Genomic DNA, 14,932 nt, shown 5'->3' with positions numbered 1-14,932 from the left:
AGGTTAATAGTATGCCTATTTTATTGATATGTTTTAATAGTTTAAAATGAAATAAAATTAACATAAAACCATAAAACAACAATTCTATTATCATAGTCCAATAGGAATCATCAAGGTATGGGATTTTTAAGTAAAATTGAATCATAGTCATATTACCCAAATACTCAACAATACTTACCTTACTTAAGTTTAGAGAATAAAAGCCATGTAATAACATTACCAAAAAAGTTAAAGAAACACTTGCCCAATATGTTGGATACAATCTACTTATTCTATTTATAACAAATTGACCAGATTTGTTAACGTATTTAAGACTAAGTAAAATAACAAATCCACTAATTATAAAAAACAAATCAACACCAGTTGTTCCAAGTTTAAAGCCCAATTCAGCTTGATTTTTTCCCATAGTAAAATGAAATAAAACCACCATAATTGCTGCTAAACCTCTCAAGGCATCTAATTCTCTATATCTTGTTTTATTCATATATAAAATTTACAGGTTAGCGCTGTAACATTTAATACTAATTAGAGTCTTTATAATGATTGGTTGGTTAAGAGCAACACAAATTCCAAGCGCTTGGAAGGCATGTTGCTCTTCCTTTTATATATGTTATTGTTATTACAATTTTAATGTAAACTTTGATTTTTCAAGTTGAGTTTCAAATAACTCTTGGGTTAATTCTACATTCCACATTGGTATCATAACCTCTAATAATTGCTTTGCTTTTTCAGAATTAAGAATTTCTGGAAATGCCTTTTCTAAAACATTCATCATTACGTGCACAGCGGTAGAAGCACCAGGCGAAGCTCCTAAAAGGCACGTTATACTTCCGTCTTTACTACTGACTACCTCTGTACCAAATTGTAACTTTCCGCCTTCAAATTCATCCTTTTTAATAATTTGAACACGCTGACCTGCTATCAAAAGCTCCCAATCTTCACTTTTTGCATTTTTGTAAAACTTGCGTAATTCGTCCATGCGGTCTTCATGGTTCATACTTACTTGTTCTACCAAATACCTCGTTAAAGGTAAATTATGCCAAAATGCACCTAACATTGGCGACAAATTATCGAATTTAATGGACTTTACTAAATCGAAATAAGACCCTTCTTTTAAAAATTTAGGACTAAAACCTGCGAATGGACCAAAAAGTAATTCACGCTTACCATTAATATATCTTGTGTCTAAATGTGGTGTAGACATTGGTGGATCATTTGGGCCAGCTTTGCTGTAGACTTTAGCGTTATGTTGGTTAATAATAGCTTCATTTTTACAAACCAACCATTCGCCACTTACCGGAAATCCGCCATAACCTTCCTTCTCCTCTATTTCAACTTTTTGAAGCAATAATAAACTAGCTCCACCTGCTCCTATAAATACATGTTTAGATTCTACACGATGCTCCTCTTTTGTTTTTAGATCTTTTAATTCAACAGTCCAATCAATATCTGGGCTTGGGTCTACATCTTGTACTTCCATATTACAATGAACAGGTGTATCAAATTTAGTTTCTAAAATTTGAAATAGCTGTTCTGTGAGATTACCGTAATTTACCTCTGTACCTCTATCAATGCGAGATGCGGCCATTATTTCATTATTAGAACGCTCATTTGCTATCAACGGAAACCAAGATTTCATTTTATCAATATCTCTAGTGAATTCTATTGAATCAAATAAATAATGCTTTTTAAAAGCTTTAAAACGTTCTTCCAAATAATCTGAATTTTCCTTACCGGTAACCCAACTATGGTGTGGTACATTTTTAATAAAACCTTCAGGATTCTCTATTAATCCTTCATTCACTAAATATGTCCAAAATTGTTTTGAGACTTCAAATTGTTTACAAATTTCAACGGCTTTTTTTATTGAAATTGCTCCATTATCATCTTGTGGACAATAATTCAACTCACACAAAGCCGAATGGCCAGTACCTGCATTATTCCAAGCAGCAGAACTTTCTTGTGCAACGTTATTCAACCGCTCAACAATTAGTACTTTTAATTCTGGTTGCAATATTTTGGTAATTAATGCTAAGGTAGCACTCATTATGCCACCTCCTACACAAATTAAATCGTATTCGATATTTGCATTTATTTTTTTAGTCATCTCTATTTAATTAGTGTCTCAATATAATAAAGGAATTCTAGAGATGTTATTATTTATAATGAAAACAGTTTAAATTATATGTTTTTAGGAGTAATCAATGAAAAATTTAAAATAATCTTTTAAAGTCTAAAAACTTTAGATGTTAATAATCATTTACTTAGAAATATGAATAAAAATATTCGACGAACGGTAAAATTATTTTCTAAAATTTTGGCTTTTTGTCGGATAAATCACTAACTTTGTCGAGCTATTTAATTCGAACGTTACCTTTTGAGACATTTTTTTTGTTGTGTTTCCATGAGATTTTCACATGGGAAGCACTACAGTTAATTTTAAATCGAGAGCCCTAACTTTTATGATAGAATTAAACAGATTCATTGATCACACACTTCTTAGCGCTTCAGCTACAGAAGCCGACGTCCTTAAACTTTGTGACGACGCTTTAAAGTACAATTTTTATTCAGTTTGTGTTAATAGTAGCTATGTAGCACTTGCAAAACAAGCATTAAGTAGATCAGACGTAAAAGTTTGTACTGTCGTTGGTTTTCCTCTTGGTGCAATGTCTACTGAAGCGAAGATTTTTGAAGCCAAAAACGCTATTAATCAAGGTGCTTCGGAAATTGATCTTGTAATGAATATTGGACGTCTCAAAAGCAAAAATTACCTTGCTGTTCTTAAAGACATTAGTAAAGTGAAACAAGCTATAGGGCTTACAACACTAAAAGTCATATTAGAAATAAGCGAACTTTCTAAAAATGAAATTGTAAAAGCTTGTGAAATATGTATGGATGCAAAGGCAGACTATGTTAAGACATCTACAGGTTTTTCTAAAAGTGGTGCAACATTGACAGCTGTTAAAATTATGAAAAAAACAGTAAGAGGTCAATTAGAGATAAAAGCCTCTGGCGGAATTAGCGATACTGAAACTGCCCTTAAATATATTGAGGTTGGTGTCTCTAGAATTGGAGCCTCTGCTGGTGTTGAAATGATGAATAATCAATTAACAAACTCTTCTTATTAATTGATACACTTTGCGTAACTTTGTTTTATGAGTGTACATATTGAGGCTAAAAAAGGCGAAATTGCTGAAACTATTTTACTACCAGGAGATCCTTTAAGAGCAAAATGGATTGCTGAGACATTTTTTGAAAACCCGGTTTGCTTTAACAACGTTAGAGGTATGCTTGGTTATACTGGCACCTATAATGGCAAACCAATTTCTACAATGGGAACAGGTATGGGAATTCCAAGCATATCAATTTATGCCCATGAATTAATAACAGAATATAATGTAAAAAATCTAATTAGAGTTGGTAGTGCTGGCTCTTACCAAAAGGATGTAAAAATTAGAGATATCGTATTAGCCATGTCTGCTTCTTCTACTTCTGGTGTTAATAATTTACGCTTTGGTGGTGCAGATTATGCACCTACAGCAGATTTTGGATTATTTATAAAAGCTGTAGAAGCAGCACGCGCAAAAAATATAGAAATTAAAGCGGGTAATGTTTTATCTTCAGATGAGTTTTACCAAGATGATAAAGAATCCTTTAAAAAGTGGTCTAAATTCGGAGTTCTTTGTGTAGAAATGGAAGCTGCTGGTTTATATACAATAGCTGCAAAACATAACGTAAATGCTTTAGCTGTTTTAACAATTTCAGATTCATTAGTATCAAATGAAACTACAACGAGTAAAGAACGTGAAACTACGTTTAGAGATATGATTGAGGTAGCTTTAGAATTGGCGTAGATTATAAATTAAGTTCTTGCTACCAAATCTAAGTGTAAAACTTATAAATTATCATTCAATTTTTATTCATTAATTTAGTCGATATTTATACAATAATACTTAATATGATTTCTCTTATTTAATATGAAAAATTTAATATTTATACTACTCATTACTTTTATCTTATTTCCATCTTGCAAAGAAGAGACTAACAAACAAGATGCAAATGTCATCGCTACATATTATTTAATTAGGCACGCTGAGAAAGATAGAGGCGATAAAAATAATAGAGATCCACACTTAACTTCTTTCGGTCGTCAACGTGCAGAAAATTGGAAAAAACATTTTAAAAATATAGAATTTGATGCTGTTTATTCTACTAACTACAACAGAACTAAAGAAACAGCAGCACCTACAGCAAAAGCTAATGACTTAGTGCTTAATTATTATAATCCTTCAGAATATAAGATTGAAGAATTTATAGAAAAAACAAAAGGACAAACCGTATTAATTGTTGGCCATAGTAACACAACGCCAAAATTTGTTAACGCTTTAATAGATGAAGATAAATATGATGATATTGACGACCATAACAATGCCAACTTATATAAAGTAACATTTACAAAAGATGGCAAAACATCAGAATTATCAGTTGTTAATTAACTGTACTTCTATATTCTCTAATTCAATTTTAGACAATAATTCTAATTGATTATTATCAAAGGCTTTACCTAATTCTCCTAGCTCTACTTCTATGTCTTTTGTTTTATAATTATTATAATCTACAAAACGTAAATCATTTACGTAACGCTCATTATAAGCTTCCCTAAAACGCATTCCTACGCCAGATTCCTCGTTATATGAATATGCTAAATAATCTAACTTAAAACTCTGCTTATCAAACCAATACACAAACACATCTTCAAAGTCCTCTCCTCCTCCATTTTCGTTAAATGTAACTTTTACTTTGTAATAATCTTTTCCCTTTATATGCTCATCTGTTAACAATATTTTATTGACAGCATCGTCATTTAAACCATATGGTAAAACTGAAAAATAATGTACAGAATTTACAGAAGCTTCATAGGTTTTGGCAATAGAATCTTCAAGCTTCACGAAGTCTTTGTTATCATAACGTTCAAAACCAACATTACTAACCATATCAAAAATAGAATCGTTATCCTTTACTAAAATTCTAACTAAAAGAAACTCATGGTTTTTACGAAGGGCTTGGTAATACACATCTCTAAATTCAAATTTTAAACTCGATTGTTTAAACTTTTCGCCACCAGAAATTTCAATTGATTTATTGATAATATCATCTGCTGTTAACTTTGTATTGCTCACTTCAGTATTAGATATGTTTTCTGTAGTTTTTTCATTTTTACAGCTAAAACAAACAGCAATTAATAGTAATAATATGTAATTTTTCATGGGTTATCTATTTTCTAAAATCAAAGCCGTAAAACTAAAGATTAGATTACAACTTAGTGAGGTATTAACATATTCTTAATTATACTTAAAACAAAACGGACTTTAAGCTTTTACACTTTTCACTAAAAACCTATCTTTGCCAACCATGCAAAATAAGGTCAACATACTAAATAAGAAGGCAAAATTTCAGTACGAAATATTAGATAAATATACGGCTGGTATTGTTCTTACAGGCACAGAGATTAAATCTATTAGAGCCAGTAAGGCTTCTATTGCCGAAAGCTTTTGTGAGTTTAACGAGCGTGGCGAACTTTTTGTAATTAACATGACGGTTGAAGAATATGCTTATGGCAACTATTATAACCATAGACCAAAGGCAGAGCGCAAACTACTTCTTAATAAAAAAGAGCTTAAAAAGCTTAAAAAGGAAATAGACGTTAAAGGAAATGCCATAATTCCTTTAAAACTTTTTGTTGATGACAGAGGTTATGCCAAAATGATTATTGGCTTAGGAAAAGGTAAAAAACTCTACGATAAGCGCGAAACTATTAAAGACCGCGACAACAAGCGTAATTTAGCACGTATTAAGAAAGATTTCCGATAACTTTAAGATTCCTATAACTTTTTCGTTTTATTTATTAGTTTAAGTTTGAGAACAGTATATTTTTTTCTATACTGAAAGCAACCTTTTATAATAAAATGACGTCTTTATTTATAAAGGGCATAAAGTTTGTGCTATAAAAACAATCTTAAAACCATTACCTAATCATCAATCAATTAGTCTATGCAAAAAAATTTACTCTTCATCTTTCTAATCGCGATCAGTTCTTCAATTTCGGCACAAATCACCGGAAACATAACAGACCAAAATAATAACCCGCTTCCCTTTGTAAATATCTTAATAGAGAACACTTACAAAGGGACAACAAGCAATGACGATGGTTATTACGAACTCAACATCTCACAACCCAAAGACTATGTTATTATATATAGTTATTTGGGTTATAAAACAATAAAAAAATCAGTATCAATTTCTAAATTTCCGTATCAATTAGATATTGTATTAGAAGAAGAATCTGTTTCTCTTGGTGAAGTTTTGGTTGATGCTACCAATGATCCTGCAAATGCTATAATGCGACAAGCGATTGCGCAACGACAAGCAAATCTCGATAAAATAGAATCCTTTAAAGCCGATTTTTACTCTAGAGGTTTAATTAAAATTAAAGATGCTCCTGAGAAAATAATGGGTCAAGAAGTTGGCGATTTAGGTGGCGGATTAGATTCTACACGAAGTGGAATTATCTATTTATCTGAAACTATATCAAAAATTCAATTTTTAAGTCCAGATAAACTAAAAGAACGAATAACGGCTTCAAAAATCAGTGGAAATAGTAATGGTTTTAGTTTTAACACAGCATTAGAAGTTGATTTTAATTTCTACAATAACACTATTAATTTTGGTAACGAAATTATATCTCCAATAGCCAACAATGCCTTTAGTTACTACAAGTACAAACTAGATGGTGTTTTTTACGACGACAGAGGCAACCTCATTAATAAAGTCAAAGTAACACCCAAACGTAAAAACGACCCTGTTTTTGCTGGCTTTATATATATTATTGAAGACCAATGGGATATTTATGCTTTAGAACTAGATATTACAGGTGTACAGGCAAGGATTCCGGCTGTAGATGTGATTTCTTTACAGCAAAGTTTCTCCTATTCTGAAAGCAATGATATTTGGGCAAGAATATCGCAATGTATCGATTTTAAGTATGGTTTATTTGGCATTAAAGGCGATGGACGTTTTACGGCAGTTTACAGTAATTATGAGTTCAATACCTCATTAACTCGAAAAGATTTTAATAAAGAAATTGTGTCTTTTGAAGATGAAGCCAACAAAAAGGATTCTATTTTCTGGAATAAAATTAGACCTGTTCCACTAACCTCAGAAGAACGCACAGATTACGTCACTAAAGATAGTATACAAATTGTAAGAGAATCTAAACCATACTTAGACTCTATTGATGCCGTAAAGAACAAATTTAAACTCGGAAACATTTTAGGTTACACTTATCAAAATTCATATAAAGACTACCGACTAGGATTTGACATTCCTCCTACTTCAACACAATTTAATACGGTTCAAGGATACACCATTGGTGCAAACGTTTTCTACACAAAAGGGTTTGACGACTATAATCGCTACATAAGTGTTAATGGCGATTTACAATATGGATTTTCAGACGATAGATTGCGCGCCACAGGAGCAATTACATACAAATTTAATAATACCAGTTATCCATTTTTAACATTATCTGGAGGGGTCACTACATCTCAATTTAATCCTTCAAACCCAATTACACCTTTAATTAATGGCGTAAGTTCTTTGTTTTTTGAAGATAATTATATGAAGTTATATGATAAAAGCCATTTGTCTTTAAACTATTCCGAAGAACTTTTCAACGGTTTTAGATTATATGCTGGCATAAGTTATCAGAGAAGAAAAGCATTGTTTAATACTACTGATCAAGTTTATATTAACGATGATAATGATGCATATACAAGTAATAATCCGTTAAATGAGTTGGCCTATGGTATTGCGCCATTCCAAACCCATAATATCATAAAAACAGCGATAAATGCACGTATTAACTTTGGACAAGAATACATGAGTTATCCAGATGCTAAATACAACGTTGGTAACGATAATTACCCAACGCTGTATTTAGGTTACGAAAAAGGATTTGGAGCAACCAACAGCAACTATAACTTTGACCAAATAAAAATACGTTTAGCACAATCTTTCAATGTAAAAGATAAGGGTAGATTTAGTTATAACCTTAAAGCCGGAAAATTCTTTAATGGAGACGATATCGCTTTTGTAGATTACCAACATTTTAATGGCAACCTTACACATGTGAGTACAGAAGGTAATTACACCAATGTATTCAATAATTTAGATTATTATGGCGCAAGTACAAACGATTCTTATTTTGAAGCACATGCAGAACACGATTTTAATGGCTTTATACTCGGAAAAGTGCCTTTATTAAACAAACTGAATTTTAATTTAGTGGTTGGCGCACACCTATTGGCACAGCCAGATTTTAAACCTTACCAAGAATATTCTATTGGTTTAGATAATATTGGTTGGGGAAAATGGCGTTTCTTAAGGGTCGATTATTTGCGTTCTTACCAAAACGGATTTATAAGTGATGCGGTTGTATTTGGTTTAAAATTCTTTTAAGTTTATAGTTCAAAATTTATAATGAAATTTTTCAAATCAACTTTAATATTATTGTTTACTTTAGGAGTAACGATTAGTTATGCTCAAGAAACAATACAAATGCAAACACCCGTTAATGCGAACAAGCTATTTAAAGCGTTTATTGCAAAAGAAAAATTTATAAATGAAAACACATATCCTGGAATTTCAGATGAAAAACTGAAACCAATCCTAACTGAAAAAATCAATGAGGTTGCTGTTGAATTCAAGAATGTTTCGGAATTTAAAGAATTAACAAATATTGACTATTTAAAGGTTATTAAAAACGGCCTTTCAAAATTTCCTGAATTGGAATTAGGTTTTGATTCTGAAGATAGAGAACGCATCTGTCTGTATTTTGAAGAATTAATGGATATTGTGAACTTAGAAAGTTCAAATGGATTAATAAATAAATTCTATTATGGCTTTGCCCCTAACGATTTTATTAAACAAGATTAATTATGAAAAATTATTTTGTACTCATCTTAGTACTATTTACTCTTAATGTTTCAGCACAAGAAGAAAAAAAAGACTACTCTAAAAACGTTGCTACTTTAGATAGTACAATTGCAACATTATACTCTGTAATATCAGGAGATAAAGGCGTTAAACGCGATTGGGATTTGTTTAAACACCTCTTTCAGAAAGATGCAAAACTCATCGCTACAAACAAAAATAAAAAAGGCGAAAACGTGGTACGCTATATGTCTCCTGACGATTATATTTCTACGGCTGGAAATTGGTTAGTAGAAAACGGTTTTCACGAGGTAGAAATCAGTAGAAAAACGCAAACCTTCGGTAATATCGCTCATGTTTTCACAACCTACCAAGCCTTTAAAAGTAAAGAAGATGAAACTCCTTTTATGAGAGGTATCAATAGTGTTCAGTTATTTAACGACGGTAAACGTTGGTGGATTATTAATATTTATTGGACACAAGAATCTGAAGAAAACCCAATTCCTGAGAAATATTTACCAAAAGAATAAGGTTATGAAAGTAAAAGTTTATCTATTGTTATTTTTAGCTTTTGGATACTCGTATTCACAAGATGATATTAATGCTGAAGAAATATTTAACAAAGAGAACAAGGATCTTGAACTAATAAATGAAGTTTTATCTCATAAAATAGATTCAATTAATCAATTTATTACAAATTCAGAATTAAGAATTAAACTTAATTCTGAATTAAATACAATAGCCTCAATTAAAAGAGTATATTCAACTGGTCTCGACTTAATAACAGAAAATAACACTAAGGAACTAGAAAAAAGGATTGAATTTATAGCGAGATACTTTTTTAGCAAGGAAAAATACTATTTATTTAACTTTTCCAGAGGTTTAGGTTCAAAATATGGAGTGGAACATGATTTCAAATACGATAAGCCAATTATTTTTTTAACCATTTCAAGCGGTTGTATTATTACAAATATTCACAAGAGAGAAGAACAAATCTTAGGTATATTCAACCGTAAAATGAATGAGTTATTATCTGAAATCTGAACAACTATTGATTCCACAATTCTAGAGAATATTAAGAGAAATGCAGAAAATTTCTATCAAAACAAAAATAGCTACATCTTACTTTTGTCGTAAAATTAATAAATACATTGTTCTTGCTTGATTTATCTTAATTCTTATCCTCTAACATAGGCACAAATCTAAAATCACCAAATTCGTGTTTTTCAAATTCTTTTGGTCCCTTTCTAATAAACATAGTCATTACTTGTACATCATCACCAACTGGGATTACTAAACGCCCTCCAATAGCTAACTGACTTAGTAATGGATTGGGTACATAAGGCGCACCAGCAGTAACAATTATACTTTGAAAAGGTGCCTCTTCAGGCATTCCTTTATAACCGTCGCCAAAAATGAGACTTTTAGCCCTATAACCAATTTTGGGTAAAAATTTAGAGGTCTTTTTAAAAAGTTCTTGCTGACGCTCTATACTATACACTTTGGCACCTAATTCTAATAAAACCGCAGTTTGGTAACCACTACCTGTTCCTATCTCTAAGACTTTATCACCTGGCTTTACTTGTAATAATTCAGATTGAAACGCTACAGTATAAGGTTGAGAAATAGTTTGATCTGCTGCAATAGGAAATGCTTTGTCTTGATAAGCATGATCTATAAAACCAGAATCCATAAACAAATGTCTAGGAATTTTATTTATTGCCTTTAAAACGTTTTGGTCTTTTATTCCCTTTTTCACAAGTGTATCAACAAGTTGTTGACGCATTCCTTGATGCTTAAATGTATCTTTCAAAATGTAGTTTAGTTTACGCTAAATTAATTTAAAGAAGGAGAATTTCAAAGAAAGAATTCATCCAAAATTTAATTAATGATTTCTCAGTATTTTCCATTTTCTTTTTTCAATTTCTGAACGAAAACGACTATTTTTGTTAAAAACTGAATATATGCTAAAAGTTGGAGTTCTTGGTGCTGGTCACCTTGGAAAAATACATTTAAGGTTACTCAATCAATCTAATAAATACGATTTGGTCGGTTTTTACGATGCAGATCCAGAAAATGCAAAACGTGTTGTTGAAGAATTTGGATATACATATTTTGATTCTATAGACGATTTAGTTGAAGCAGTAGATGTTGTAGATATTGTAACTCCTACTCTTTCTCATTACGATTGTGCCAAGCAAGCCATTAAGAAAGGAAAACATGTTTTTATTGAAAAGCCTATTACCAATACCGTAGAAGAAGCTGAAACCATAAGAACTTTAGTGGCTGAACATGGTGTTAAAGGACAAGTTGGTCATGTAGAGCGATTTAATCCTGCATTTATAGGTGTAAAGGATCAGATTGTAAACCCAATGTTTATTGAATGTCACAGATTAGCTGAGTTTAATCCTCGTGGTACAGATGTGCCTGTGGTTTTAGATTTGATGATTCACGATATTGATATTATTCTCTCTGTAGTGCAATCACCTGTGAAACATATTTCAGCGAGTGGAGTTTCTGTTGTAAGTGAAACACCAGATATTGCCAATGCGCGTATTGAATTTAAAAATGGTTGTGTAGCCAATCTTACAGCAAGTAGAATTTCACTAAAAAACATGCGAAAAACGCGTTTCTTTCAAAAAGATGCTTACATCTCTGTAGACTTTTTAGAGAAGAAATGTGAAGTAGTAAAAATGAAAGATGCACCAGATAATCCTGGAGATTTTGACATGATTCTTCAGAACGCAGAAGGCATCAAGAAACAAATCTATTTTGATAATCCAGAAATAGCCAATAACAACGCTATTTTAGATGAGCTAGAAACCTTTGCTGATGCTATTAATAACAACACTAAACCTATCGTAACACTCCACGATGGTACTGAAGCATTACGTGTTGCTAACATGATAATTAATCAGTTTTAATTCCCTCTGAGTGAGAATCTCTTAATAATATTCCGAAACAACAATAAATAGAGTCCCGATTTCTCGGGAATAACTAATAAATTTTGAATGAAAAATATCGCAGTTATAGGTGCAGGAACCATGGGAAATGGTATTGCACACACATTCGCTCAATCTGGATTTAATGTTCAACTTATAGATATTAGCGAAGCATCTTTAAAACGAGGCATGGATACCATTTCTAGAAATTTAGATAGAATGGTTGCTAAAGAAAAAATTAGCGAAGCAGATAAAGCCAACACATTAGGCAATATAACAACGTTTACAAATACAGAAGATGGTGTTAAAAATGTAGATTTAGTTGTTGAAGCTGCTACTGAAAACTTAGATTTAAAACTGAAAATTTTTACGCAATTAGATGCCATTTGTGATGAAAATACTATTCTTGCTACAAATACATCTTCAATTTCTATTACACAAATTGCTGCAGTAACGTCTAGACCAGAAAAGGTTATTGGCATGCACTTTATGAATCCTGTGCCAATTATGAAATTGGTCGAAATTATTAGAGGCTATAACACAAGTGATAACGTGACTTCTACAATCATGGAATTATCTAAAACATTAGGTAAAGTACCAACAGAAGTTAACGATTATCCTGGTTTTGTGGCCAACCGTATTTTAATGCCAATGATTAATGAATCCATCGAAACCTTATATAATGGTGTTGCTGGTGTTGCCGAAATTGATACGGTTATGAAATTAGGAATGGCACACCCAATGGGTCCATTACAACTGGCCGATTTTATTGGTTTAGATGTTTGTTTATCTATACTGAATGTGATGTACGATGGTTTTAAAAATCCTAAATATGCACCATGTCCTCTATTAGTAAATATGGTTATGGCTGGAAAATTAGGCGTGAAATCTGGAGAAGGCTTTTATGATTATTCTGAAAGTCGAAAGGCTGAGAAAATTTCGAAGCAGTTTTCTAAGTAAACAGTCGCAATCTCAGTTTTCAGACTTACTCATAACCAAGACTGAAAACTGAGACTGAAAACTTAAAAATATGCCAAAAATAATCCCGTTTAAAGCTGTAAAACCAACCAGAGCTATCGTTGGTCTTGTTGCCTCACGTCCTTATCAAAGTTATACTTTAGATGAACGCGAATCGCGTATGGCTTATAATCCATACAGTTTTCTTCATGTTATTAATCCTGGTTACAAATATGCACAAGAAGTGACTGGCCAAGAACGCTATAAACTTGTAAGAAATAGATATTTAGAATTTAAGGAAGATGGTGTTTTTGTTCAAGATGAAAAGCCATCATTTTACGTCTATAAAATTGTAAATAGACAAGGACAAGAATTCTGTGGCATTATCGCTGCAACAAGTGCTGAGGATTATGAGAAAAACATCATTAAAAAGCACGAAGACACCATTGCACAACGCGAAGAAACCTTTAAAAGTTATTTACAAAATGTTGGTTTTAACGCTGAGCCTGTTCTACTTACCTATCCTGATAATTCCGTTATTGCAGAGATTATAAACGAAACTCAAAAAACACATGCGGAATTTGAGTTTACTATGACGTATAGAGACACACACTATTTATGGAAGGTAGATGATGAGGACACTATTGCTACAATTCAAAAAGAGTTTAGTAAAATGGAAACGGTTTATATTGCAGATGGGCATCATAGGTCGTCATCTTCTTATTTACTCTATAAGGATGAAAAAGCGAAAAACCCTAACCATAATGGAAGTGAATCTTATAATTATTTTATGTCTTATTTAATTCCAGAATCGGATTTAGTGATTCATGAATTTAATCGACTCATCAAAGATTTAAACGGCTTATCGAAAGAAGAGTTTTTAATAAAATTAGATGCTTTTTATCGTATTGAAAACAGAGGTATAATGCCCTATAATCCATCAAAACCACATCATTTTAGTATGTATTTAGATGGCGAATTTTATTCACTATATTTAAGAAAAACAAGCTACGACTTTAAAACAGCATTAGATAAATTAGATGCACAATTATTGTACAAAACCATATTGCAACCTATTTTAGGTATTGAAGATTTACGCCACGATAATCGCATTTCTTACGTTAACGGTAAACACGAAATGATTACAATTAAAAGTAGCGTAGATAGTGGCGAATTTAAAGTTGGTTTTGGTATGTGTCCTTCAAACGTTGAGCAAATGAAACAAATTGCAGACGAAGGTTTAACCATGCCGCCAAAAAGCACTTATATTTTACCTAAATTACGAAGTGCTATTACTATATATGAATATTAATTAGTTTTACCTTTAGTTCCCGTTTTAAAATTATAACCAAATCATTCAGATTAATGAGTATTAAGCAAAACCTTCAACATATAAAATCTACATTGCCAGAACACGTAACCTTGGTTGCTGTTTCTAAAACTAAACCTGTTTCGGACTTAATGGAAGCTTATAATGCTGGTCAGCGCATCTTTGGAGAAAACAAAATCCAAGAAATGGCAGACAAACATGCTGAAATGCCAAAAGATATTGAATGGCACATGATTGGACATGTACAGCGAAATAAGGTAAAATACATGGCTAATTTTGTAAGTTTAATACATGGTGTGGACAGTTTCAAACTATTACAAGAAATAAACAAGCAGGCAAAAAAATACGATAGAACCATAGATTGTTTACTTCAAATTAAAATTGCTGAAGAAGACAGTAAGTTTGGGATGTCTGTAAATGATGCTTCTACCCTACTGCAATCTGATGAATTTTCAGAATTAAAAAACATAAAAGTAGTTGGCTTAATGGGAATGGCTACTTTTACAGATAATATGAAACAAGTTGAACAAGAATTTAATTTTCTAAACAGCACGTTTTCAGACCTTAAAAATTCTAATCCTGATTTAAAAATCAAAAGCATGGGAATGAGTGGCGATTATCAACTTGCAATTAACTGCGGAAGTACTATGATTCGCGTAGGAAGTAGTATATTTGGAGTAAGAAATTACAATAAATAATCACGGTCGTTGCC

16 protein-coding genes are annotated in these 14,932 nt (G+C 31.7%); 12 read left to right on the top strand and 4 right to left on the bottom strand.

Going from position 1 to position 14,932, the window contains the following annotated elements; all coding sequences use genetic code 11:
- Both ACJBCC_RS15525 and mqo read right to left on the bottom strand, forming a co-directional pair.
- On the bottom strand, window positions 1-484 hold a 484-nt coding region (locus ACJBCC_RS15525), incomplete at its 3' end, for an acyltransferase family protein (RefSeq protein ID WP_407557694.1).
- Window positions 485-619: 135 nt separating this feature from the next.
- Window positions 620-2,107 carry a malate dehydrogenase (quinone) gene (gene mqo, locus ACJBCC_RS15520; RefSeq protein ID WP_407557693.1) on the bottom strand — a complete coding sequence of 496 codons (1,488 nt, stop codon included), beginning with the start codon at window positions 2,105-2,107 and terminating at the stop codon, window positions 620-622.
- A gap of 358 nt (window positions 2,108-2,465) precedes the next feature.
- Between mqo and deoC the strand changes: the two genes are divergently transcribed.
- From deoC to ACJBCC_RS15505, 3 genes are all read left to right on the top strand, one after another.
- Window positions 2,466-3,128, top strand: coding sequence for a deoxyribose-phosphate aldolase (gene deoC / locus ACJBCC_RS15515; RefSeq protein ID WP_407557695.1), 663 nt, complete (start codon window positions 2,466-2,468; stop codon window positions 3,126-3,128).
- A 27-nt stretch (window positions 3,129-3,155) separates the two neighbouring features.
- Window positions 3,156-3,854: a purine-nucleoside phosphorylase gene (deoD, locus tag ACJBCC_RS15510; protein ID WP_407557692.1), complete on the top strand. Its 699-nt coding sequence runs from the start codon at window positions 3,156-3,158 to the stop codon at window positions 3,852-3,854.
- Between the two features lie 123 nt (window positions 3,855-3,977).
- Window positions 3,978-4,496: a SixA phosphatase family protein gene (locus ACJBCC_RS15505; protein ID WP_407557691.1), complete on the top strand. Its 519-nt coding sequence runs from the start codon at window positions 3,978-3,980 to the stop codon at window positions 4,494-4,496.
- Here ACJBCC_RS15505 and ACJBCC_RS15500 read toward each other — a convergent pair.
- Entirely contained in the window at window positions 4,482-5,267 is a 786-nt protein-coding gene (locus ACJBCC_RS15500) for a DUF6503 family protein (protein ID WP_407557690.1), read from the bottom strand. The two genes, ACJBCC_RS15505 and ACJBCC_RS15500, sit on opposite strands and share 15 nt — an antisense overlap.
- A 145-nt stretch (window positions 5,268-5,412) precedes the next feature.
- Between ACJBCC_RS15500 and smpB the strand changes: the two genes are divergently transcribed.
- The 5 genes from smpB to ACJBCC_RS15475 all read left to right on the top strand — a co-directional run bounded on the left by smpB (window position 5,413) and on the right by ACJBCC_RS15475 (window position 10,035).
- The gene (smpB, locus tag ACJBCC_RS15495; RefSeq protein ID WP_173281990.1) at window positions 5,413-5,871 is read left to right on the top strand and encodes an SsrA-binding protein SmpB; all 459 of its coding nucleotides are present in this window, start codon (window positions 5,413-5,415) and stop codon (window positions 5,869-5,871) included.
- Window positions 5,872-6,051: 180 nt separating this feature from the next.
- On the top strand, window positions 6,052-8,517 hold the full coding sequence (locus ACJBCC_RS15490) for a DUF5686 and carboxypeptidase regulatory-like domain-containing protein (protein ID WP_407557689.1): 2,466 nt from the start codon (window positions 6,052-6,054) through the stop codon (window positions 8,515-8,517).
- Window positions 8,518-8,538: 21 nt separating this feature from the next.
- Window positions 8,539-8,994, top strand: a complete 456-nt coding sequence (locus ACJBCC_RS15485; protein ID WP_407557688.1) for a DUF4844 domain-containing protein — start codon at window positions 8,539-8,541, stop codon at window positions 8,992-8,994.
- A gap of 2 nt (window positions 8,995-8,996) precedes the next feature.
- Window positions 8,997-9,521, top strand: a complete 525-nt coding sequence (locus tag ACJBCC_RS15480; protein ID WP_407557687.1) for a hypothetical protein — start codon at window positions 8,997-8,999, stop codon at window positions 9,519-9,521.
- A gap of 4 nt (window positions 9,522-9,525) precedes the next feature.
- Window positions 9,526-10,035 (top strand): hypothetical protein, encoded by a 510-nt coding sequence (locus ACJBCC_RS15475; protein WP_407557686.1) that lies wholly within the window; start codon window positions 9,526-9,528, stop codon window positions 10,033-10,035.
- A 127-nt stretch (window positions 10,036-10,162) separates the two neighbouring features.
- On the opposite strand, the gene ACJBCC_RS15470 is transcribed toward ACJBCC_RS15475, so the two are convergent.
- Complete coding sequence (locus ACJBCC_RS15470; protein WP_299103217.1) at window positions 10,163-10,804, bottom strand: protein-L-isoaspartate(D-aspartate) O-methyltransferase; 642 nt, start codon at window positions 10,802-10,804, stop codon at window positions 10,163-10,165.
- Window positions 10,805-10,955: 151 nt separating this feature from the next.
- Between ACJBCC_RS15470 and ACJBCC_RS15465 the strand changes: the two genes are divergently transcribed.
- The 4 genes from ACJBCC_RS15465 to ACJBCC_RS15450 all read left to right on the top strand — a co-directional run bounded on the left by ACJBCC_RS15465 (window position 10,956) and on the right by ACJBCC_RS15450 (window position 14,918).
- Window positions 10,956-11,915 carry a Gfo/Idh/MocA family protein gene (locus ACJBCC_RS15465; protein WP_407557685.1) on the top strand — a complete coding sequence of 320 codons (960 nt, stop codon included), beginning with the start codon at window positions 10,956-10,958 and terminating at the stop codon, window positions 11,913-11,915.
- An 87-nt stretch (window positions 11,916-12,002) separates the two neighbouring features.
- On the top strand, window positions 12,003-12,893 hold the full coding sequence (locus ACJBCC_RS15460) for a 3-hydroxyacyl-CoA dehydrogenase family protein (protein WP_407557684.1): 891 nt from the start codon (window positions 12,003-12,005) through the stop codon (window positions 12,891-12,893).
- A 70-nt stretch (window positions 12,894-12,963) separates the two neighbouring features.
- Window positions 12,964-14,202 carry a DUF1015 domain-containing protein gene (locus ACJBCC_RS15455; protein ID WP_299103211.1) on the top strand — a complete coding sequence of 413 codons (1,239 nt, stop codon included), beginning with the start codon at window positions 12,964-12,966 and terminating at the stop codon, window positions 14,200-14,202.
- Between the two features lie 53 nt (window positions 14,203-14,255).
- Window positions 14,256-14,918 (top strand): YggS family pyridoxal phosphate-dependent enzyme, encoded by a 663-nt coding sequence (locus tag ACJBCC_RS15450; RefSeq protein WP_407557683.1) that lies wholly within the window; start codon window positions 14,256-14,258, stop codon window positions 14,916-14,918.
- Window positions 14,919-14,932 lie beyond the last annotated feature (14 nt).

The sequence above is a fragment of the Winogradskyella sp. 4-2091 genome (genome assembly GCF_045765065.1).
Classification (GTDB): domain Bacteria; phylum Bacteroidota; class Bacteroidia; order Flavobacteriales; family Flavobacteriaceae; genus Winogradskyella.
Note: the sequence above shows the minus strand (reverse complement) of the source record. Positions and strands in the feature narration are given on the sequence as shown.